The organism is Cryobacterium sp. TMT2-4, from assembly GCF_004402575.1.
Taxonomy (GTDB): domain Bacteria; phylum Actinomycetota; class Actinomycetes; order Actinomycetales; family Microbacteriaceae; genus Cryobacterium; species Cryobacterium sandaracinum.
On the sequence record NZ_SOGE01000007.1, the window covers coordinates 1 to 20,179 of the forward strand.

A 20,179-nucleotide genomic window follows, 5' to 3' on the forward strand; every position below is an offset into this window, starting at 1 on the left:
CTAGACAGTCAGAAACCTAGACAGGAAGCGGCGTGCGGCCGTTAAGGCGCTCCGAAACACCCACAGATGAAGCAGGAGAGCCAGAATCTCCGTCGAATTCGTTCGGGCTGCGACGGAGAAGGATGCGAGTGCCTGGACCTCACAAGCCCTGCCGCAGATCCGGCGCGCGTTGTGGCTTACGCAGGAGATCCGTCCGGCTACACCGGCATCCGAACTGGTCCCGTACTCGTCCGCGGCGGCTGGGCAGCCCGGACGACGGATGTCCTGAGTTGGCCACGCGACGCGCGGGCGCGGCCGGGGCGACGCCGGCCCGCCCGCATGCCGGCTGGCTGGCTGGCCGAGGCAGAGCCGCAGCCGCAGGAACGACGCATCCACCGGTTGCCGTCGGGCGGGCCGGACACTCGCCCCGCCCGCGCCAGAACCGCTGCGCATTCGTGAGTGTCGTGGTCAACTCAGGAGATCCCACCGGCCGGATTGGATATCTACCCCGGTGCCGCACTGACTCGCGGCACCGGTGAACGCGCGGGACGGATGTCCTGCCTTAGCCACACGCGCGGGCTCGGCCGGGCCATGCTCACGGAAGAACCAGGGGAGCCAGAATCTCCGTCAGATTGGGTCGAGGCCGGGGCCCGAATGCGCAGGGCCCGAATGCGCCGGGTCCGGGTGCGCGGGGCCCGGGTGCGCGGGGTCCGGGTGCGCGGGCTACTCCGTGCGCTCGAGCAGGGTGATGAACATAGCGTCAGTGCCGTGCCTATGCGGCCACAGTTGCACGCTGCCCCCGTCGCCGGGCAGGTCGAGCTCGGAGCTGCTCAGCCCCTGCAGCACGGATGCCGTGTCGAGAGTGCGCACACGGCCCTCCCATCTCTTGAGCGCGGTAGCCACGATCCCGCGGGTCTCCGCGATGTGCGGTGAGCAGGTGACGTAGGCCAGCACCCCGCCCGGCTTGAGCGCGCCAAGGGCCGCGTGGATCAGCCCGGACTGCAGATCGGAGAGCTCGGCGACGTCCTTGGGCTGCTTGCGCCAGCGGGCCTCCGGGCGCCGACGTAGCGCGCCGAGCCCGGTGCAGGGAGCATCCAGCAGGATCCGGTCGAACTCCTTCGGATGATCGTCTCCGAACCGGGTGCCGTCCTCCTCCCAGACAGGCACCTCTCCGGGCACGGCGGTCAGCGCCTTACGCACGAGGGCGGCCCGGGCCGGGACGAGCTCGTTGGCGACGAGGCTGGCCCCGCCGGCCAGCGCCTCGGAGGCAAGCAGGGAGGCCTTGCCGCCGGGGCCCGCGCAGAGGTCGAGCCAACGCTCTCCCGGCGCCACCGGGCGGGCCCGACTGAGCGTGAGGGCCGCCAACTGGGATCCCTCGTCCTGCACTCGAAGGCGTCCGCCGCTGTCCTGCATCAGGTGCACGGGGTCGCCGCCGGCCAACACAAAACCGATGGGCGAGAAGTCGTTGGCAACGCCGAGACCGTCGGTGTCTTCGGTGTTGCTGAGGCCGGGCAGAATGACCATGTTCACCTTGGGCGCGGCATTGTCGGCCGACAGCAGCTCCTCGAGCTCGGTCTCTCGGCACTCGAGGCGCAGCGACTGCCGGAACGCCCGCACCACCCAGATCGGGTGTGAGTACTCCGCGGCAAGGCGGTCATCATCACTGGTGGCTTCGGTGAGCACGCGTTCGCGCCACTCGTCGGCGCTGGAGCGGGAGATGGTGCGCAGCACCCCGTTGGTGAAACCGGTGGTGGCGCGGGAGCCCACCTGACGGGCGAGTTCGACGGACTCGTTCACGGCGGCGTGGGTGGCCACCCGGGTGGCGAGCAACTGGTGCGCACCAAGACGTAGCACGTCCAGGATGGCCGGGTCGATCACGGTGACGGGCCGACCGGCCGCGTCGGCGATCACCCGGTCGTAGAAGCCCTGCATACGCAGGGTGCCGTAGGTCAGCTCGGTGGCCAATGCGGCATCCGCGGTGCTGAGCGCCGCCCGCTTGATGCGGCTGGGCAGCAGCAGGTTCGCGTAGGCGTCTGATTCCCGCACGGCGGCGATGACCTCGTAGGCCACCCGCCGGGCCGGCTGCACGAAGTCGGTCTGCGGGCGCTCCAGGCCGCGGCCGCCCTGAGCACGGACGTCGTTCTTTCGCCCCTGGCGACGGTCGTCGCTCATGAGGCGACAACCTCCGTCCAATTCACTCCGCGCCACCAGTCGATTGCCTTCATCTGTGTCTTTCCGGCCGGTTGCACGGTGACCAGCTCGAGCGGCTCGGTCCCCGTTCCAATCAGCACTTTCTTGTCGATCTCACGGATCAGGCCGGCCGGTTGCGGCTCGGATCCCTGGGTCAGGGCAACGCCCTGGAGTTTGAGGCGGGCGTCGCCGAGCACCGTGAACGCGCCCGGCTCCGGGGTGACCCCGCGCACCCGGTTGCGCACCGAGACGGCCGGTTCGGACCAGTCGATACGGGCATCCGCGAGAGTCAGCTTGGGGGCCAGGGTGACCGGACCGGACTGCGGGGTCGCCTGGACGCCGCCGGCTTCGAGGGCGTCGATCACCTGCAGCAGCAGACGCGCGCCGCTGTCGCTGAGCGCCCGCAACAGGCTGCCCGCGGTGTCGTCCTCGACGATCGCCCGCGTCAGTTGCGCGAACACGGCGCCCGCGTCGAGTTCCGGAACCAGCTGGAATACGGCGGCACCAGTCTGCTCGTCGCCGGCCATGAGTGCGCGCTGCACGGGAGCGGCACCGCGCCAGCGCGGGAGCAGGGAGAAGTGCAGGTTGATCCAGCCGAGCCGGGGCACCGACAGGAGCGGTTCACGCACGAGCCCGCCGTAGGCGACGATGACGCCGAGGTCGGGTCGCAGTGCGGCGATCTCCACGGTCGCGGCCTCGTCGAGGCGATTGGCCTTGATCACGTGCAGCCCGTTCTCGACGGCGGCTCGCGCGAGCGGCGAGGGGGTGAGCACGCGTTTGCGGCCGAACGGGGCATCCGCCCGGGTGATCACGGCCGCGAGGTCGTGGTGGGACTGAGCCAGGGCGCCCAGGCTGGGCACGGCCGCCTGCGGCGTGCCGGCGAAGACGAGTTTCATTTAGAGCAGCTCCGGGTCGTCGAATCGTACTTTGAGTGTAGGCGCGGGGCGGAAGGCCGCCCCCTTCGGGCGCCGGCGGCGGGCGGCATTGCGCACGACCGCGGCCTTGAGCGCACGGGCCACGGCGTCACCGCTGGCGTAGGGCAGCCGCACGATCGCACGCACCAGGGGGTCCTCCGTGGTGACCGGGCCGAGTACATCGACGCCGTCCATCCCGGCCAGCTCTGCCAGGGCCAGGGCGACGTCGGCGTCGGTGCCGGTGACGGATGCAGCACGCACCGCGGGCGGGAATCGCAGTTGGCGGCGATCGGCCAGTTCCGACGCGGCGAGCATCTCGGGCTGCCAGGAGTTCAGCGCCCGGGCGACGAGCCCGCCCACGCCGACCAGGACCACAGCGGCACCTGGGGCCGCCAGGGATGCGGCGTTGGACCACCAGCGCAGGCAGTCCTCCCCGACCCGCAGGGATTCCCGGGCGAGCATCCGTTCGCCGTCGAGCAGCAGGATGGCTCGGTATCCACCCGTCGGGATGGGCTCCGCGCCGCGGGTGGCGATCACCAGGGCCGGGGCGTCGCCGAGGTGCTGCAGCGGATGGTCGCCGTCGGCGACGATAATGCGCGCGCCGGGGAACGCCCGGCCGAGTTCTTCGGCGGTTCGCCCGGTGCCGAGGGTGACGACCCGCAGGGCGCGCCCCTCGCAGTGCGTGCAGCTCCAGTTGGCGGCCAGCGCCCCGCACCAGCGACACGACGGGGTGGAGTCCTTGGAGGCCAAAGCGAGCGGCCCCTGACAGGTGGTGCAGCGGGCGGCCTTCTTGCAACTCTGGCAGGCGAGCATCGGGGCGTAGCCGGGGCTGGCCACCTGCACCAGCACGGGGCCGTGGGCCAGCGCCTCCTTGGCGGCCCGCCACGCGGCCGTCGGGATGCGCGCGGCGCGGGCCTGCTGGTCGGGCTCGGACTGGAAGTCGGTAGGGATGATCCGCGGATGCCGGTTCTGCGCGGGGTGCACCGCAGTGAGCCAGCCCAGCTCGACCAGGCGCTGCACCTCGACGGTGCGGGTATGGCCGAGGAAGACGAGGGCGCAGCCGGACTGGCCCTGGCGCACGAGCGCGGCGTCGCGGGAGTGCGCGTAGGGGCTGAGCGGTTCGCCGTGCAGCGGGTCGCCGTCGTCGAAGAGCGCGATCAGACCGAGGTCGTGGGCCGGCGCGTAGACGGCCGACCGATTGCCGAGCACGATCCGGGGTTCCGGGGCAAGGGCGGCCAGGAAGGCCCGATAGCGTTCCGGGTTGGGCTGGCGTGCATCGACGCGGCTGACCGAGTCGGCCGGGGCCAGCAGGTCGAGGGCGGCCTGAAGCTGGTCCTGGTCGCGGTAGTCCGGCACGACGAGGATGGCGCTCCGCCCGGCGGCCAGGCCGGCCACCGCGAGCTCGGCCAGGGTGATCGCCCACTTCCCGATGGTCTGCCCGTCCGGCAGCCGTTGCAGCTCGGGCACCGCGGCCACGCAGAGGCGCGCCCCCGTGGCGACGGCCGTGTCGAGGGTGCCGGCCGGGTAATCGGCACAGGCCGGCCCGGCGGGGGTGGCGGGGTCGGCCACATCGCCAGGCTCGGCCACGGTGGCAACACCGGCCGTCCCGTCGGCCGGGGCGGAAGCATCCGCTGTTCGCGCCGCCAGCCAGGTTTTCTCCACCCGGACCTGGCGCGGGGGCACGGCGAGACGGATGATGTCGCTCGCGTTCCCCGAGGCCCGGTCGGCGACCCGACGGGCGAGCTCCCAGACCTCGGGGGTGAGCACCTGGGCGGCGGAGACCACGCTCTCGATCGGGCTGAGCGCGCCCCGGAATTCGGTGCCAGCCTCGAGACCCGGCAGCGCCTCCGGGCCTGCGGCCGGTCCGACCGCACCGCGCCCCTCGGCCGCACCCAACACCTCGATCAGGTATCCGTCGGCGACGCGACCGGCCGAGCGCAGCGGCACCCGCACGCGCACGCCGGGCCGGGCGATGCCGGCGAGCTCATCGGGAATGCTGTAATCGAACAGGTGGTCGAGCTGCGGCAGCGGCGAGTCGATGAGCACCCGGGCCACGAGGCCGGAGCGGGTCATCGGCGCCGCGCCTGCCCGGTCACAGTCCGGCAGCGCTTCTCAGCTCGTCGACCCGGTCGAGGCGCTCCCAGGTGAAGTCGGGAAGCTCGCGGCCGAAGTGGCCGTAGACGGCGGTCTGCGCGTAGATCGGGCGCAGCAGGTCAAGGGAATGGATGATCGCGGCCGGGCGCAGGTCGAAGACCGCGCGGATCGCCGCGGTGATGTCCCGGTCGGCCATCACCCCGGTGCCGAAGGTCTCCACGTAGAGCCCGACGGGCGAGGCCTTGCCGATGGCGTAGGCCACCTGAATCTCGAGACGGTCAGCCAGCCCGGCGGCCACGGCGTTCTTGGCCACCCAGCGCATCGCGTACGCTGCGGAGCGGTCGACCTTCGACGGGTCCTTGCCGCTGAACGCACCCCCGCCGTGCCGGCTGGAACCGCCGTAGGTGTCGATGATGATCTTGCGCCCGGTGAGGCCGGCGTCGCCCTGAGGGCCGCCGATCTCGAACCGCCCAGTCGGGTTGATCAGCGTATTCAGTTCAGACGAGTCCAGTTCCACGCGGTCGAGCACCGGGCGGATGACGAGTTCCTCGACCTCCGCACGCAGCTGCTCGTTGGACACCTTCGGCGAGTGCTGGGTCGACAGCACGACGGTCTCGACCGAGCGCGGCGTGATGCCGTCGTAGCCGATGGTGACCTGGGTCTTGCCGTCGGGCCGAAGGTAGTCGAGTTCGCCGGACTTGCGCACCTCGGCGAGGCGTTCGGCGAGGCGGTGTGCGATCCAGATCGGGATCGGCATCAGCTGGGGGGTCTCCCGGGTGGCGTATCCGAACATGATGCCCTGGTCGCCGGCGCCCTGGCGGTCGAAGTCCTCGACACTGGACTCTTCCCGACGCTCGAAGGCGTTGTCCACGCCCTGCGCGATGTCGGGCGACTGGCCGCCGATGGAGATCTCCACGCCGCAGGAGCGGCCGTCGAACCAGACGTCCGAAGAGTCGTAGCCGATATCGGTGATGCACTTGCGCACGATTGAGGGGATCTCGACGTAGGCCTCGGTGCTGACCTCGCCGGCGACGTGTACGAGCCCGGTGGTGACGAGGGTCTCGACGGCGACCCGGCTGTGCGGGTCTTCCGTCAGGAGCGCATCCAGAATGCTGTCGGAGATCTGGTCGCAGATCTTGTCGGGGTGACCTTCGGTTACCGACTCCGAAGTGAAAAGGCGTAGATCGCGCATCTTGCCCGTCTCTGTTGCAGAACAACGTGTAGAAGAAATGAACGTGAAAAATTCTCCGCTGAGACCGGGCCGAGCCGACCGGGCACCCGGTCGTGCCGGTCGGGAAGCGCCGGAGACCCTGCCCTTGCCGGCGACGGCAACCCAGGTGACCGGATGCCCGAGCGGTCTCAGCCGATCAGGTCAAGGATGCGCCCGGCCACCGACATTTTGGTTCCGGAGACCTCACACACTATATCTCCGTCGTGATCGAGCACCGTGATCGCGTTACGGTCCGAGGCGAAACCCTCCGCCCAGCCCACGCGGTTGACCACCAGGAAGTCGCAGCCCTTGCGCGCCATTTTCTCGCGACCGAGTACAAGCAGGCGAACCGGATCCGGCTCCGTCTCCGCGGCGAACCCGATCAGTACCTGGCCCGTGCGCTTCGTCCGGGCGAGCCCGGCGAGGATATCGGGATTGCGGGTCAGTTCGAGCAGCAGGGTGTCGCCGGTCTCGTCTTTCTTGATCTTGCCGGCGCTCACCTGCACCGGCCGGTAGTCGGCGACCGCGGCCGCCATGATCACGGCGTCGGCCCCGGCGGCGGCATCCGTGACGGCCGCCTCGAGCTCGAGCGCGGTGCCCACGAGCCGCAGTTCCACCGCTGTTGGTGCGGCAACCTCGAGATTCGCGGCGATCAGGGTCACGGACGCACCCCGAGCCAGGGCGGCCTGCGCCAGGGCGACCCCCTGCTTACCGCTGGAACGGTTGCCGAGGAAGCGCACGGGGTCGAGGGGCTCGCGAGTGCCGCCAGCGGTGATCACGACGTGCTTGCCGACTAGGTCGGGCCCTGGCCCATCGGTGCGGTCGGCCAAGGCAAGGGCGGCGAGGGCCGCGGCGACGATGGTGTCGGGCTCTTCCATCCGGCCGGCTCCGGCGTCGGCGCCGGTGAGCTGGCCGACCCCAGGCCCGACGACGATGACGCCGCGGGCGCGGAGGGTGGCCACATTGGCGACCGTGGCCGCGTTGTTCCACATCTCCGTGTGCATCGCCGGGGCGATCACGAGCGGGGCGGTGCTGGCCAGGATGGTGTTGCCGAGCAGGTCGTCGGCGAGGCCGGTGGCGAGCTTCGCGATGGTGTTCGCGGTGGCCGGGGCCACGACGATCAGGTCGGCGGATTGGCCGATGGCCACGTGCCGCACCTCGGCGACGCCCTCATAGAGATCCGTGTGCACGGGGTTGCGGGAGATAGCCTCGAGGGTGGGCTTGCCGACGAATCGCAGCGCCGCCGGCGTCGCCACGACGTGCACGCAGTCCCCCCGCAACACGAAAGCGCGCACGACGTTCACGGCCTTGTAGGCAGCAATGCCGCCGGTTATCCCGACGACGATCGTGCGACCTGACGACATCCTGCGCGCTTGTGGGTGCGTTACTCGGCGATGGGGCGGGAGGTGAGCTTGTCTTCGTTGATCTCGCGGAGGGCGACGGACAGCGGCTTGTCGTCGACGGTCGAGTCGACGAGCGGGCCGACATTGTCGAACAGGCTGCCTTCGTGCAGGTCCGCATAGTAGTCGTTGATCTGACGCGCGCGCTTGGAGGCGAAGACCACGAGGGCGTACTTGGAATCGGCCTTGGTGAGCAGGTCGTCGATGGGCGGGTCAATGATGCCAGTGAGCTTGGTAGCCATTGGTGTCACTCCTTCAGAGCGGTTTGTGCTGCGGGACGCGCAGAATCACGGAAAACGGGCGCTACGGCAGCAACGGCGCCGTACGCAGATTCATCAAGTCTACGACCTCGCGCGCCGCTTCGCCCACGTCGTGGTTTACGACCCGATAATCGAACTCCCCCTGGGCGGCCAATTCGAGTTTGGCCGTCTCGAGCCGGCGAGCCTGTTCGGCGGGCGCCTCGGTGTCCCGGCCGATCAGCCGGCGCACCAGTTCGTCCCAGCTCGGCGGAAGCAGGAAGACCAGTCTGGCCTCCGGCATGGCCCGGCGAACGGCCCGGGCTCCTTGGATGTCGATCTCGAGGAGCACGCTGTGACCCTCGTTCAAGGCCTCCGTGACTGGACCCCGCGGGGTGCCGTAGCGGTGCGCGTTGTGCACGGTCGCCCACTCGAGCAGGTCGCCGGCCGCGACCATCCGGTCGAATTCGGCGTCGTCGACGAAGAAGTAGCTCACGCCCGCGGTCTCGCCTGGGCGAGGTGCCCGGGTCGTGGCCGACACCGACAGGTGCACGCCCGGGTGATGCTGACGGATGTGCGCCGCGACGGTTCCCTTGCCGACCGCGGTGGGACCGGCCAGCACGACAAGCTTCGCGGAGGAATCGCCGCGCTTCGCGACGGTGCGCGTGGTGAGAAAATCTCGCAACCGATCGCGTTGGTGCTTGCCCAGCCCCCCCAATCGCTTCGACGGCGAGATCTCGAGCCGCCCCATGATTCGGTGCATCTTGGTGACGCCGATCGCCGGAATGCTGATCAGGAACTCGGTCACCCGCAGGCGCCCTTCGACGCCGTCCGGGCTCTCGGTCGCGGCGGACAACACGTCGAGCGCGCTACGTTTTCCGCGCGCAATCTGGCTTTTAACTGCGGCGCGTGCGCGGCGAGCCGCCACGGCGGCGCGCGAGGCGGCAACCCGATCGACGTCGGGTGGGGTGGGGCGATTCTCAGCCACGGGCAGCTCCTGCTTCAACTACTCGGCGCGCAATCGCTTGTTTGATTCGGTCGGGGCCGACCTCTAGAACGCTGCGCGATTCACTCACGATAACGCCTTCCGCGTACCCCCCGTACAAGTTCTTCAGATCGGCGACCTGCGCGCCCTGGTGGCCGAAGCCGGGAGCGAGGATGGGGGTGAGACCGCGGGCGGGCGCCACGGAGAGGTCCAGTCCGAACGTGGCCAGGTCCAGTGTGGCGCCGAGCACCACCCCGACCGAGCCGAGAGAGGAAGCCCCGGACCGGGCATTCCGCTCGGTCACAGCGCCGAAGACGGATTGGGCGACGCTTTGGCCGGTCTGATTCCCCTCGGCGATCACGGCCCGCTGAAGCGCCGCCGCCTCGGGGTTCGAGGTGGCGGCCAGCACAAAGATCCCCTTGCCGGTCTGGGCTGCAAGGCGGAACACCGGTTCCAGCGACCCGACGCCCATATACGCGTTCACGGTGATGGCGTCGACCTCCAGGGGGGACTCCTCGCTCAGCCAGGCCTGGCCGTACGCCTCCACGCTGGTACCGAGGTCGCCGCGCTTGACGTCCGCGATCGTGAGCAGTCCGGCGGCGCGGGCATCCGCCAGCACCCGTTCCAGGGCGAGGTACCCGGCGGAGCCGAAACGCTCGTAGAAGGCCACCTGGGGCTTCACCAGGCCGACCTGGCCGGCAGCGGCGGCCACGACCTGGCGGCCGAAAGACTCCGCCCCGGCGGCCGTGTCCGGCAGACCCCAGTCGGTCAGGAGCCAGGTGTGCGGGTCGATGCCGACGCAGACTTGTCCCCGGACCGAGAAGACATCACCCAGCCGGTCGCCGAAGGCGGCCGGTGCGGCCGGGCCGACCGCTGCGGTCGACCCGTCCTGTTCGTGCGCGCGGCTCACAGGGCCGCCGTCCGGGTGAGGGCGTAGTCCTGCAGCGAGGTCACCTCGAAGCCGCCGCGAATCGCGTCGATCGAGGCCACTGCGGCGCTCAACTCGGCGATGGTGGTGAACAGCGGCAGGTCCGCGGCGACCGCGGCCGCGCGGATCTCGTAGCCGTCGGCTCGGGCGGTGCGACCGCCGGGGGTGTTGATGACGATCTGCACCTCTTCGCGGCGGATCAGTTCCACGATCGACACGTCCGCCTCGTCGGCCTTCTCACTGAACTTGGTGACGATGGCGGCGCGGATGCCGTTGCGTTGCAGAACTTCGGCGGTCCCCTCCGTGGCGGTGATCGAGTAGCCGAGCTGCTGGAGGCGCAGCATGGGCAGGATGATCGCGCGCTTGTCCCGGTCGGAGACCGACACGAACACGGTGCCGGTGAGCGGGATTCCGCCGTAGGCGGAGAGCTGGCTCTTGGCGAAGGCCCGCGGGAAGTCGCGGTCGATGCCCATGACCTCACCGGTTGAGCGCATCTCCGGGCCGAGCACGGAGTCCACGACGAGACCCTCGGGCGTGCGGAACCGGTTGAACGGCAGCACGGCTTCCTTCACGGCGACCGGAGCATCCATCGGCACCCGCGAGCCGTCGATCAGAGGTAGCTTGCCCTCGGCCTTGAGTTCGGCGATGGTCTTGCCGACCATGATCAGCGCGGCGGCCTTGGCCAAGGTGATGCCAAGGGCCTTGGCCACGAACGGCACCGTACGCGAGGCGCGCGGGTTCGCTTCGAGCACGTAGAGCACGCCGGCGCCGATCGCGAACTGCACGTTGAGCAGGCCGCGCACGCCGATGCCGCGGGCGATGCCCAGCGTCGCCTCGCGCACGCGGTCGATCTCCGCACGGCCGAGGGTGACCGGAGGCAGGGTGCAGCTCGAGTCGCCGGAGTGGATCCCGGCCTCCTCGATATGCTCCATCACGCCGCCGATGTAGAGCTCGGTGCCGTCGTAGATGGCGTCCACGTCGATCTCGATGGCGTCGTCGAGAAACCGGTCCACGAGCAGCGGATGCGACGGGCCGATGATGCCCTGTCCGGCCATCCGGTTGAAGTAGTCGGCCAACGCTGCGGAGTCGTAGACGATCTCCATGCCGCGGCCGCCGAGCACGTAGCTCGGGCGCACGAGCACGGGATAGCCGATCTCCTCGGCAACGACCACAGCGCCGGCGTAGTCGGTGGCGACGCCGTTGCGGGGGGCGAGCAGGCCGGCCTGGTCGAGGATGCCGGAGAAAAGTCCGCGCTCCTCCGCCAGGTCGATGGCCTCCGGGGTGGTGCCGAGTATCGGGATGCCCTCGGCCTCGAGGCCCTTGGCGAGGCCGAGCGCGGTCTGGCCTCCCAGCTGCACGACCACGCCGACGAGCTCGCCGCTCTGGCTTTCTGCGTGAATGACCTCGAGCACGTCCTCGAGGGTGAGCGGCTCGAAGTAGAGCCGGTCGGAGGTGTCGTAGTCGGTCGAGACCGTCTCCGGGTTGCAGTTGATCATGATGGTCTCGTAGCCAGCCTCGGAGAGGGCAAACGAGGCGTGCACGCAGGAGTAGTCGAACTCGACGCCCTGGCCGATGCGGTTCGGGCCGGAGCCGATGATGACGACCTTTTTGCGGTCACTGGGCACGACCTCGGTCTCCTGGTCGTAGCTGGAGTAGTGGTACGGCGTGAGTGCGGGGAACTCCCCCGCGCACGTGTCGACGGTCTTGAAGACCGGGCGCACGCCGAGGATGTGGCGCACCGTGCGCACATCCGCTTCGCCGAAGCCGCGAAGCTCGCCGATCTGGGCGTCGGAGAAGCCGTGGTCTTTGGCGGTGCGGAGGATGTCTGTGTCGAGGCGCTCGGCGGCGGCGATCTCGTCCGCGATCTCGTTGATCAGCACGATCTGGTCGATGAACCACGGGTCGATCTTGGTGGCGTCGAAAACCTGCTCGGTGGTGGCACCCTTGCGGAGCGCCTGCTGCACGGTGACGATCCGGCCGTCGGTGGGTACTTCGGCGACCGTGAGCAACTCGTCGACCGTGCGGGTCTCGGCTCCCCAGTGGAACGACGAACCGCGCTTCTCGAGCGAGCGGAGCGCCTTCTGCAGCGCGGAGGCGTAACTGCGGCCGATGGCCATCGCCTCGCCCACGGACTTCATGGTGGTGGTCAGGCGCTGGTCGGCGGCGGGAAACTTCTCGAACGCGAACCGGGGTACCTTGACCACGACGTAGTCGAGGGTGGGTTCGAAGCTGGCCGGGGTGACACCGGTGATGTCGTTCGGGATCTCGTCGAGCCGGTAGCCGAGCGCGAGCTTCGCGGCGATTTTGGCGATCGGGAAGCCCGTCGCCTTGCTCGCCAGGGCGGAGGAGCGGGACACGCGCGGGTTCATCTCGATCACGATGATGCGACCGTCGGCCGGGTTGATCGCGAACTGGATGTTGCAGCCGCCGGTGTCCACTCCCACGGCGCGGATGATGTCGATGCTGATGTCGCGCAACTTCTGGTACTCACGGTCGGTCAGGGTCAGCGCCGGGGCGACGGTGATCGAGTCGCCGGTGTGTACGCCGACCGGGTCGACGTTCTCGATCGAGCACACGACGACCGTGTTGTCGGCCGTGTCGCGCATCATCTCGAGCTCGAATTCCTTCCAGCCGAGGATGGATTCCTCGAGCAGGACCTCGCTGGTGGGGCTCTGGTGCAGCCCGTCGCCGACGATGCGGCGCAGTTCCGGCTCGGTGTAGGCGAAGCCGGAGCCGAGGCCGCCCATGGTGAAGGAGGGGCGCACGACGAGCGGGTAGCCGAGGTCCTCGGCGAAGCCGACGGCCTCCTCGACCGTGTGGGCGATGTAGGACCGGGCGACGCCGGCGCCCGTGTCCAGCACCAGTTGCTTGAAGATCTGGCGGTCCTCACCCTTCTGGATGGCGTCGAAGGAGGCACCGATGAGTTCGACGTCGTACCTGGCCAGGATGCCGCGCTCGTGAAGCTGGATGGCGGCGTTCAGCGCTGTCTGCCCGCCGAGGGTCGGCAGAATCGCGTCGGGGCGTTCCTTGGCGATGATCGTCTCGAGGATCTCCGGGGTGATCGGCTCGATGTAGGTGGCGTCGGCGAAGTCGGGGTCGGTCATGATCGTGGCCGGGTTGGAGTTGACCAGGATGACCCTGACCCCCTCGGCCCGCAGCACCCGGCAGGCCTGAGTTCCGGAATAGTCGAACTCGCAGGCCTGGCCGATCACGATCGGACCCGATCCGATGACGAGAACGCTGTTGATGTCGTCGCGCTTGGGCATTACTTGGCGTCTCCTGCTCCGGTGGCCGCACGATGCGCGACCACCACATCCCTGAACCGATCGAAAAGGTACTCGGCGTCGTGTGGGCCGGCCGCCGACTCCGGGTGGTACTGCACAGAGAAAGCGGGGATATCGAGGCAGCGGATGCCCTCGACCACTTGGTCGTTGAGGCTGTAGTGGCTCACCTCCACCCGGCCGAAGCCGGTGCGGGACTCATGCACTCCCTCGATGGGCATGTCCACGGCGAACCCGTGGTTCTGCGAGGTGATTTCCACCCGGCCGGTGGTCTTGTCGAGCACGGGCTGGTTGATTCCCCGGTGCCCGAAGGGCAGCTTGTAGGTGCGGAAGCCGAGGGCGCGGCCGAGCAGCTGGTTGCCGAAGCAAATCCCGAAGTAGGGCACACCGGCTCGCAGCACCTCCTGTAGGAGGTTCACGTGTAGGTCGGAGGCTGCCGGGTCGCCGGGGCCGTTGGAGAAGAACAGGGCCGACGGGGTGAGGGACAGCACGTGCTCGGCGGTGACCGACTGGGGCAGCACCAGCACCTCGAAGCCGCGCGCGGCGAGGTGGCCCAGGGTGGAGGTCTTGACCCCGAGGTCGAGCACGGCGACCGAGCCGATGCGCTCGCCCTGCGCGGGCACCGAGAACGGTTCGACCGTGGAGACCTCATCGGACAGGTTGCGGCCACGCATGCCGGCGCCGGCACGCACCAGCTCGAGCTGCTCGCCATCGGAGAGGCCGAAACGGTCGCCGGAGAAGATCCCGCTCTTCATGGCCCCGGACGAGCGGATGTGACGGGTGATCGCACGCGTGTCGACACCGCTGATCCCGACCACTCCCCCGCCCGTCAGGTCGTCATCGAGGCTGCGGGTGGACCGGAAGTTGGAGGCCATGCGGGCAGGCTCGCGCACGACGAAGCCGGAGACCCAGATGCGGCGGGATTCCATGTCCTCGTCGTTGGCACCCGTGTTGCCGATGTGCGGCGCCGTCATCAGCACGATCTGCCCGGCGTAGGACGGGTCGGTGAGGGTCTCCTGGTAGCCGGTCATGCCGGTGGCGAAGACGATCTCGCCGAGGGTCTGCCCCACGCTGCCGTAGGAACGGCCTTCGTAGCGGCGGCCGTCCTCGAGTACGAGCACGGCAGGAGTCGGTCGGTCGGGGGTCGTTGCGTTGCTCACGCTACGCCTCGCTTTCATCGCGCGCGGCCGGGCGCCGGGCGTCGGCCGCAATGGTTCGAATGGCGTCGTTCACGCTGACGCGGTCGGATGGGTCAAGGATTCGGAAATAGCTGTCGACGATCTGTCTGTCGGCGCCGGGCAGCCGCCAGCCGAGCAGCAGCAGGCCGTCGGTCTCGACGGCGCGGTCGATTGCCACGGTGGCGTCTTCCAGCACGGCGATGGCCGAGGCAGGGATGAACACCGCCTCCTCGCCGGCCAGGGCCAGGAACAGACCCGCGTCGGTCACGGTCAGGCGGGCCCGGGCCCGGAAACCCAGGCCAGGGATGTTCAGGCGTTCGAGCGGCTGGGCGCGGAGGGTCGTGGCGACGTAGAACACGGCGGCGGAGGCCAGCTCTAGTGCCGCGTCGACGGGCAGCGGGTAGCCGGCCGGCAGGGCGGCGTCCCGGCGGCTGCGGCCCCGCCAGCTGCGCAGCATGAGGCCGAGCAGGCCGAGCAGCACGGCGACGGTGATGACGGTGGCGATGGTCCTAGCCATGGGTTCGCTCCTCGAGTGCCGCGACCTCGTCGACGGGCCGCAGCGCACCGTCCAGAACCGTGGCGTAGCCCCGGTGGAATGTGGCCAGCACCCGACCCGGCAGGGTCATCGCCAGGTAGGGCGAGTTGGCGCTCCTGCCGGCCAGGTTGCCGCGCTCGAAGACGCGGCTCGCGGCGGGATCGTAGAGGGTGAGCTCGGCGGGAGCCCCGACGAGCAGACCCTGGCCCTGGCCGGCGAGCCGGCCGATCCGGGCGGGGCTGCTGGAAAGCACGCGAGCGATGTCCGTCCAGTCGAGCAGCCCGGTGTTGACGACGGCCGCGTGCACCACGGAGAGGGCGGATTCGAGGCCGACCATGCCGTTCGCCGCGGCGTCCCACTCGCAGTCCTTCGCCTCGACCGGGTGCGGGGCGTGGTCGGTGGCGACGATGTCGATGGTGCCGTCGGCGAGGCCGGCGCGCAGGGCTTCGACGTCTTCGCGGCGGCGGAGCGGCGGGTTGACTTTGAACCGGGCGTCGTAGCCGACGACCAAGTCCTCGGTGAGCAGCAGGTGGTGCGGGGTGGCCTCGGCGGTCACCTGGATGCCGCGGGCCTTGGCCCAGCGGATGACGTCGACCGAGCCGGCCGTCGACACGTGGCACACGTGCAGACGCGACCCGACGTGCTCGGCGAGCAGCACATCGCGGGCGATGATCGACTCCTCGGCGACCGCGGGCCAGCCGACCATCCCGAGTTCGCTTGAGAGTGCCCCCTCGTTCATCTGCGCCTTCTCGGTCAGGCGCGGTTCCTGGGAGTGCTGGGCGACAACGCCGTCGAACGCCTTCACGTACTCGAGGGCCCGGCGCATCAACAGCGGGTCGGAGACGCAGAAGCCGTCGTCGGAGAAGACCCGAACCCGGGCACGACTGGTGGCCATGGCGCCCAGTTCGGCCAGGCGCTCCCCCGCAAGCCCGACGGTGACGGCGCCGATCGGCTGCACGGTGACATAGCCGGCGCGCTCACCGAGGGCGAGAACCTGGTCGACGACGCCGGCGGTGTCCTGCACGGGCGAGGTGTTGGCCATCGCAAACACGCTGGTGAAGCCGCCCACGGCCGCGGCCTGACTGCCGGTCAGGATGGTTTCACTCTGTTCGAAGCCCGGTTCGCGCAGGTGCGTGTGCAGGTCGACCAGGCCGGGCAGAGCGATCAGGCCGGCCGCGTCGACGACGGTTGCGCCGGCACCAGAAAGCCCGGAACCGATCTCCACAATCTTGCCGTCGGCGAGGACAAGGTCAGTGCGGGTGCCGTCCGCGAGTGTCGCACCTCGAATCAGGTACGGCGTGCTGGCCGCGCTGTCGCTGGACATCTATGAATCCTCCCGATCGCCGGACAACAGCAGGTACAGTGCCGCCATCCGCACTGAAACCCCGTTTGCGACCTGTTCGCGCACGGTTGAGCCGGCCGAATCGGCCGCCGCTGAAGATATTTCCAAGCCGCGATTCATGGGGCCGGGGTGCATCACAATGGTAGTCGGGGCCAGACGGCCGAAGCGCTCATCGTCCAGGCCCCAGCGGCGCGAGTACTCGCGGCTGTTCGGGAAGAAAGCGGCGTCCATGCGTTCCTGCTGGATGCGCAGCATCATCACCACGTCGGGCCCGGCGTCGATGGCCGCGTCCAGGTCGAAGCCCGACTCGGCCGGCCAACCGCTCATGTCCATCGGCAGCAGGGTAGGCGGAGCGATCAGGCTCACGTGCGCGCCGAGCGTGGTGAGCAGCCAGAGGTTCGAGCGGGCCACCCGGGAGTGCAGGATGTCACCGACGATGGTGACCGTGACGCCGTCCAGGTCCCGACCGCGCGCGGCACCCTGGTGCAGCCGACGACGGATGGTGAACGCGTCCAGCAGCGCCTGGGTCGGATGCTCATGGGTGCCGTCGCCCGCGTTGATGATGCCGGCGTCGATCCAGCCGCTTTCGGCCAGCACGTGGGGTGCCCCGGAGGCCGGATGGCGGATGACGACCCCGTCGGCACCCATCGCGGCGAGGGTTTGAGCGGTGTCCTTGAGGCTTTCGCCCTTCGACACGCTCGAGCCCTTGGCGCTGAAGTTGATCACGTCCGCGCTCAGCCGTTTCGCGGCGGCCTCGAAGGAGATCCGGGTCCGCGTCGAATCCTCGAAGAACAGGTTGACCACGGTCTTGCCGCGCAGGGTGGGCAGCTTCTTCACCTCGCGGTTGGCGACATCAGCCATGTCCTCGGCGATGTCGAGCAGCAGGATCGCCTCGTCGCGACTCATGCCCTTGGTCGAGAGGAGGTGCCTCATCACCCGACCCCCTCGTCAGCGCCTTCGAGGGGTCCGCCGTCGATGCTGACGAACTCGTCGCCGTCGACCTCGAGCAAGTGCAGGTTGATGCGTTCCGCGGTGGAGCTGGGCAGGTTCTTGCCCACGAAGTCGGCCCGGATCGGCAGTTCGCGGTGGCCGCGGTCCACGAGCACGGCCAGGCGCACGACGGTCGGCCGCCCGTGGTCGCCGAGTGCGTCGAGGGCGGCGCGGATGGTGCGGCCCGAGTAGAGCACATCGTCGACGAGCACCACCGTGACGCCGTCGACGCTGCCGGGCACCAGGGTGCGGGTCGGCGTGCGGGTGCGGGTGTGGCCGAGGTCATCGCGGTACATGGTGACGTCGAGGGAGCCGACCCGGACATCCGTCGCCGTGGGCTCGATGCGCGCGATGGTCTCGGCGATGCGCCGGGCCAGAACGACCCCGCGAGTGGGGATGCCGAGGATCACAAGGTTCTCGGCGCCTCGATTGGACTCCAGGATCTCGTGGGAGATCCGAGTCAACGCTCGAGCGATATCAGCCTGGTTCAACACGGTGCGTGCCATCAACCCGACCTCCTTCCCCGCCTCACCGGACGGCTGTTAAAGGATGTCATTTCCGGGTCTTACACTAGCACCCGACGCGGGCTCCCTCGTGCTGGGCCTAACCGCCCCCAGGGGCGCCGAAGTGGCTGCCGACCTTGATTGGTTGCCGGCCCCAGGCGAGGGAGGACGACGCCATGTCGCCCCATGGCAGCGAGAAGAACATCGAGAGGTCCCCGGGCCCATCCCCGTCCGCGTCCGAGGTGAGCGCCCCGGCCGTCAGCAGCCAGCGGTGGGCATTCACGGACCTCGACGTCACCCTGCAGCTGCAGGGCACCACCCCTATGCGCTCGGCCTGGCCATCCTTCATCGCCGGCACCGTTACCGGCATCACGGTCTCCACCTGAGACCTTCGCGGCTGAGCTCAGCCGACCGAGTTGCTACTGAGGAAGTCCAGGAATTCCGCCGGGTCGGTCAGTCCGCCGTAGTAGACCCTGCCGTTGACGAGCACGGTCGGCGTGCCCCGGATCCGGGTGATCTCGGCATCCGCAATCACGCCGTTCAGGGCTTGCTCGGTGTTGGCCCGGGACCAGGCCTGGTACTCGCCGGCCGCGAGGCAGTCGTCGATGTCGACGGGGTTGTCGACGAGGGCCGCAAGCTCCGGATCGCCGAGCCCCGCGGTGTTCTCGGCGGGCTGGTTCGCAAACAGGGCCGCCTGGTAGGCGAGCAGGTTCTCCGGGTTGAGGGTGGCCTGGCAGGTAAGCGCGGCGGATGCCCTGGTCGAGTAGGCCGTTCCCTGCGAGACCCGGTCGAGGAAAGTGAGCGAGTGCAGCCGCAGGGTGATGGTCCCGTCAGAGGCGAGGGCAGCCAGCTCGCCGCCGTTCGTCTCCTCGAACTGCCGGCAGTACGGGCACATCGGGTCGAAGTAGACGTCGACGAGCGCGGCGCCGGTGCCGACCGACAGGTAGCCGTCGTCGAAGTGGGCCGCACCGACGGTGCCGGTGGGCAGGGCTTCCTGCGACGCATCCCCGTTCGCCTCATCCGCCCGCGGCTCGCTCGTGGACGAACTCCACGGCTGGTCGCCCACGGCTCCGTTCACGGCCGCCACGATGAGCGGAATCACGGTCGCGGTGACGACGAGGGCGATCACGAGCGCCAGGGTGGTGGCGGCGATGCCCACGTAGCCGAGAACGAGCCCGGTGATCGCCAGACCCCGGCCGCCCTCATGGGTGCGCCTGATCTGCCCCAGGGCGAGGTGCCCGGTGATCACGGCCGCCAGGGACACGAAGAACGCCGACACCAGGGAGATGATCGCCAGTGTGTTCGTCTTCGGCGCCGCCGGGAAGGGCGACTGTCCGTAGGCCGGCGGATACGGCTCCGGGGCGCGGGGCGGGGCGGGCTCGGTGTTGGTCATGCGTTCCCCCCCCCCTGGCAGAACGGATTACGCGGATGGTGCGGTCTGGGCGATGCGCCCGAGGAGTCCGTTCACGAATCCGGCCGAGTCATCCGTCGACAGGATTTTGGCGGCCTCNTTTGGCGGCCTCGACCGCCTCGTCGATGGCGACAGCGTGCGGGACGGCGTCGTTGAAGAGGATCTCCCAGATGCCGATGCGCAGGATGGCGCGGTCGAGGACGGGCATGCGAGCCAGCGTCCAGCCCTGCGAGTACGTCTCGATGAGTTCGTCGATCTCCTCGCGGTGATCCACGACGCCGTCGATGATGTCCCGGGCGTAGAGCCAGGAGGCCATCCGGGCCGGCTCGCTCGCGGCGCGCTGCGCCTCGAGGGCGAGCGACTCCGGGATGGTGCTCTGCCGCACGTCTGCGGCATACAGGATGTCGATCGCACGCTTGCGCGCCTTGGTCCGAGCGCTCACTAGTTGACGCGGCCCAGGTAGTCCCCGGTGCGGGTGTCGACCTTGACTCGGGTGCCCTGCTCGAGGAACAGGGGAACCTGGATCTGGAAGCCCGTTTCGACGGTGGCCGGCTTGGTGCCGCCGGTTGAGCGGTCGCCCTGAAGGCCCGGCTCGGTGTAGGTGATTTCGAGAACGACGGAGGCCGGCAGCTCGACATAGAGGGGGTTGCCGTTGTGCAGGGCGATCGTCACGTTCTGGTTCTCGAGCATGAAGTTGACGGCGTCGCCCACAACGACGGCCGGAACGTGCAGCTGATCGAAATCGGACACGTCCATGAAGACGTAGGAGTCGCCGTCCGCGTACAGGTACTGGAAGTCCTGGCGGTCGACGTTCTCGGTCTCGATCTTCGCGCCGGCGTTGAAGGTGCGGTCGACGGTCTTGCCCGTCACGACGTTCTTCAGCTTGGTGCGGACGAAGGCGCCGCCCTTGCCCGGCTTGACGTGCTGGAAATCGGTGACTGCCCACAGCTGGCCATCGATGTTGAGCACGACGCCATTCCGGATATCGGCGGTTGATGCCATG

The 20,179-nt window shown here is 69.3% G+C and carries 17 protein-coding genes and 1 pseudogene; 1 reads left to right on the forward strand and 17 read right to left on the reverse strand.

Annotation, left to right across the window (positions count from 1 at the left end; all coding sequences use genetic code 11):
• Positions 1 to 702: 702 nt before the first annotated feature.
• From E3O54_RS02070 to pyrR, 14 genes are all read right to left on the reverse strand, one after another.
• Positions 703 to 2,151, reverse strand: coding sequence for an RsmB/NOP family class I SAM-dependent RNA methyltransferase (locus E3O54_RS02070; protein WP_134400838.1), 1,449 nt, complete (start codon positions 2,149 to 2,151; stop codon positions 703 to 705).
• Entirely contained in the window at positions 2,148 to 3,065 is a 918-nt protein-coding gene (gene fmt / locus E3O54_RS02075) for a methionyl-tRNA formyltransferase (RefSeq protein WP_104100522.1), read from the reverse strand. The genes E3O54_RS02070 and fmt overlap by 4 nt, the downstream gene beginning before the upstream one ends.
• Positions 3,066 to 5,156, reverse strand: coding sequence for a primosomal protein N' (locus E3O54_RS02080; protein ID WP_134400839.1), 2,091 nt, complete (start codon positions 5,154 to 5,156; stop codon positions 3,066 to 3,068).
• A 19-nt stretch (positions 5,157 to 5,175) separates the two neighbouring features.
• Positions 5,176 to 6,369, reverse strand: coding sequence for a methionine adenosyltransferase (gene metK, locus E3O54_RS02085; RefSeq protein ID WP_104100520.1), 1,194 nt, complete (start codon positions 6,367 to 6,369; stop codon positions 5,176 to 5,178).
• Positions 6,370 to 6,536: 167 nt separating this feature from the next.
• A complete protein-coding gene (gene coaBC / locus E3O54_RS02090) occupies positions 6,537 to 7,751 on the reverse strand; it encodes a bifunctional phosphopantothenoylcysteine decarboxylase/phosphopantothenate--cysteine ligase CoaBC (protein WP_134400840.1) in 1,215 nt (404 codons plus the stop codon).
• A gap of 20 nt (positions 7,752 to 7,771) precedes the next feature.
• Positions 7,772 to 8,029: a DNA-directed RNA polymerase subunit omega gene (gene rpoZ / locus E3O54_RS02095; protein ID WP_104100518.1), complete on the reverse strand. Its 258-nt coding sequence runs from the start codon at positions 8,027 to 8,029 to the stop codon at positions 7,772 to 7,774.
• Between the two features lie 61 nt (positions 8,030 to 8,090).
• On the reverse strand, positions 8,091 to 9,011 hold the full coding sequence (gene gmk / locus E3O54_RS02100) for a guanylate kinase (RefSeq protein ID WP_134400841.1): 921 nt from the start codon (positions 9,009 to 9,011) through the stop codon (positions 8,091 to 8,093).
• The gene (gene pyrF, locus E3O54_RS02105; protein ID WP_174720170.1) at positions 9,004 to 9,918 is read right to left on the reverse strand and encodes an orotidine-5'-phosphate decarboxylase; all 915 of its coding nucleotides are present in this window, start codon (positions 9,916 to 9,918) and stop codon (positions 9,004 to 9,006) included. The genes gmk and pyrF overlap by 8 nt, the downstream gene beginning before the upstream one ends.
• Complete coding sequence (gene carB / locus E3O54_RS02110; RefSeq protein WP_134400842.1) at positions 9,915 to 13,202, reverse strand: carbamoyl-phosphate synthase large subunit; 3,288 nt, start codon at positions 13,200 to 13,202, stop codon at positions 9,915 to 9,917. Before carB ends, pyrF begins: the two co-directional genes overlap by 4 nt.
• Positions 13,202 to 14,395 carry a glutamine-hydrolyzing carbamoyl-phosphate synthase small subunit gene (carA, locus tag E3O54_RS02115; protein WP_174720171.1) on the reverse strand — a complete coding sequence of 398 codons (1,194 nt, stop codon included), beginning with the start codon at positions 14,393 to 14,395 and terminating at the stop codon, positions 13,202 to 13,204. Before carA ends, carB begins: the two co-directional genes overlap by 1 nt.
• Complete coding sequence (locus E3O54_RS02120) at positions 14,379 to 14,912, reverse strand: hypothetical protein (RefSeq protein WP_134400843.1); 534 nt, start codon at positions 14,910 to 14,912, stop codon at positions 14,379 to 14,381. The genes carA and E3O54_RS02120 overlap by 17 nt, the downstream gene beginning before the upstream one ends.
• The gene (locus E3O54_RS02125; RefSeq protein ID WP_134400844.1) at positions 14,905 to 16,254 is read right to left on the reverse strand and encodes a dihydroorotase; all 1,350 of its coding nucleotides are present in this window, start codon (positions 16,252 to 16,254) and stop codon (positions 14,905 to 14,907) included. The genes E3O54_RS02120 and E3O54_RS02125 overlap by 8 nt, the downstream gene beginning before the upstream one ends.
• A complete protein-coding gene (locus tag E3O54_RS02130; RefSeq protein WP_104100514.1) occupies positions 16,255 to 17,205 on the reverse strand; it encodes an aspartate carbamoyltransferase catalytic subunit in 951 nt (316 codons plus the stop codon).
• On the reverse strand, positions 17,205 to 17,771 hold the full coding sequence (pyrR, locus tag E3O54_RS02135) for a bifunctional pyr operon transcriptional regulator/uracil phosphoribosyltransferase PyrR (protein ID WP_104100513.1): 567 nt from the start codon (positions 17,769 to 17,771) through the stop codon (positions 17,205 to 17,207). Before pyrR ends, E3O54_RS02130 begins: the two co-directional genes overlap by 1 nt.
• A gap of 170 nt (positions 17,772 to 17,941) precedes the next feature.
• On the opposite strand from pyrR, the gene E3O54_RS02140 reads away from it, so the two are divergent.
• On the forward strand, positions 17,942 to 18,151 hold the full coding sequence (locus tag E3O54_RS02140) for a hypothetical protein (protein WP_134400845.1): 210 nt from the start codon (positions 17,942 to 17,944) through the stop codon (positions 18,149 to 18,151).
• A gap of 17 nt (positions 18,152 to 18,168) precedes the next feature.
• Here the strand turns inward: E3O54_RS02140 and E3O54_RS02145 are convergent, their stop codons facing one another.
• The 3 genes and pseudogenes from E3O54_RS02145 to efp form a co-directional block, all read right to left on the reverse strand.
• Positions 18,169 to 19,158, reverse strand: coding sequence for a DUF4190 domain-containing protein (locus E3O54_RS02145; protein WP_134400846.1), 990 nt, complete (start codon positions 19,156 to 19,158; stop codon positions 18,169 to 18,171).
• A gap of 27 nt (positions 19,159 to 19,185) precedes the next feature.
• A pseudogene (nusB, locus tag E3O54_RS02150) lies at positions 19,186 to 19,618 on the reverse strand (transcription antitermination factor NusB).
• Positions 19,618 to 20,178 (reverse strand): elongation factor P, encoded by a 561-nt coding sequence (gene efp / locus E3O54_RS02155; protein ID WP_104100509.1) that lies wholly within the window; start codon positions 20,176 to 20,178, stop codon positions 19,618 to 19,620. The pseudogene nusB and the gene efp overlap by 1 nt, the downstream one beginning before the upstream one ends.
• Position 20,179 lies beyond the last annotated feature (1 nt).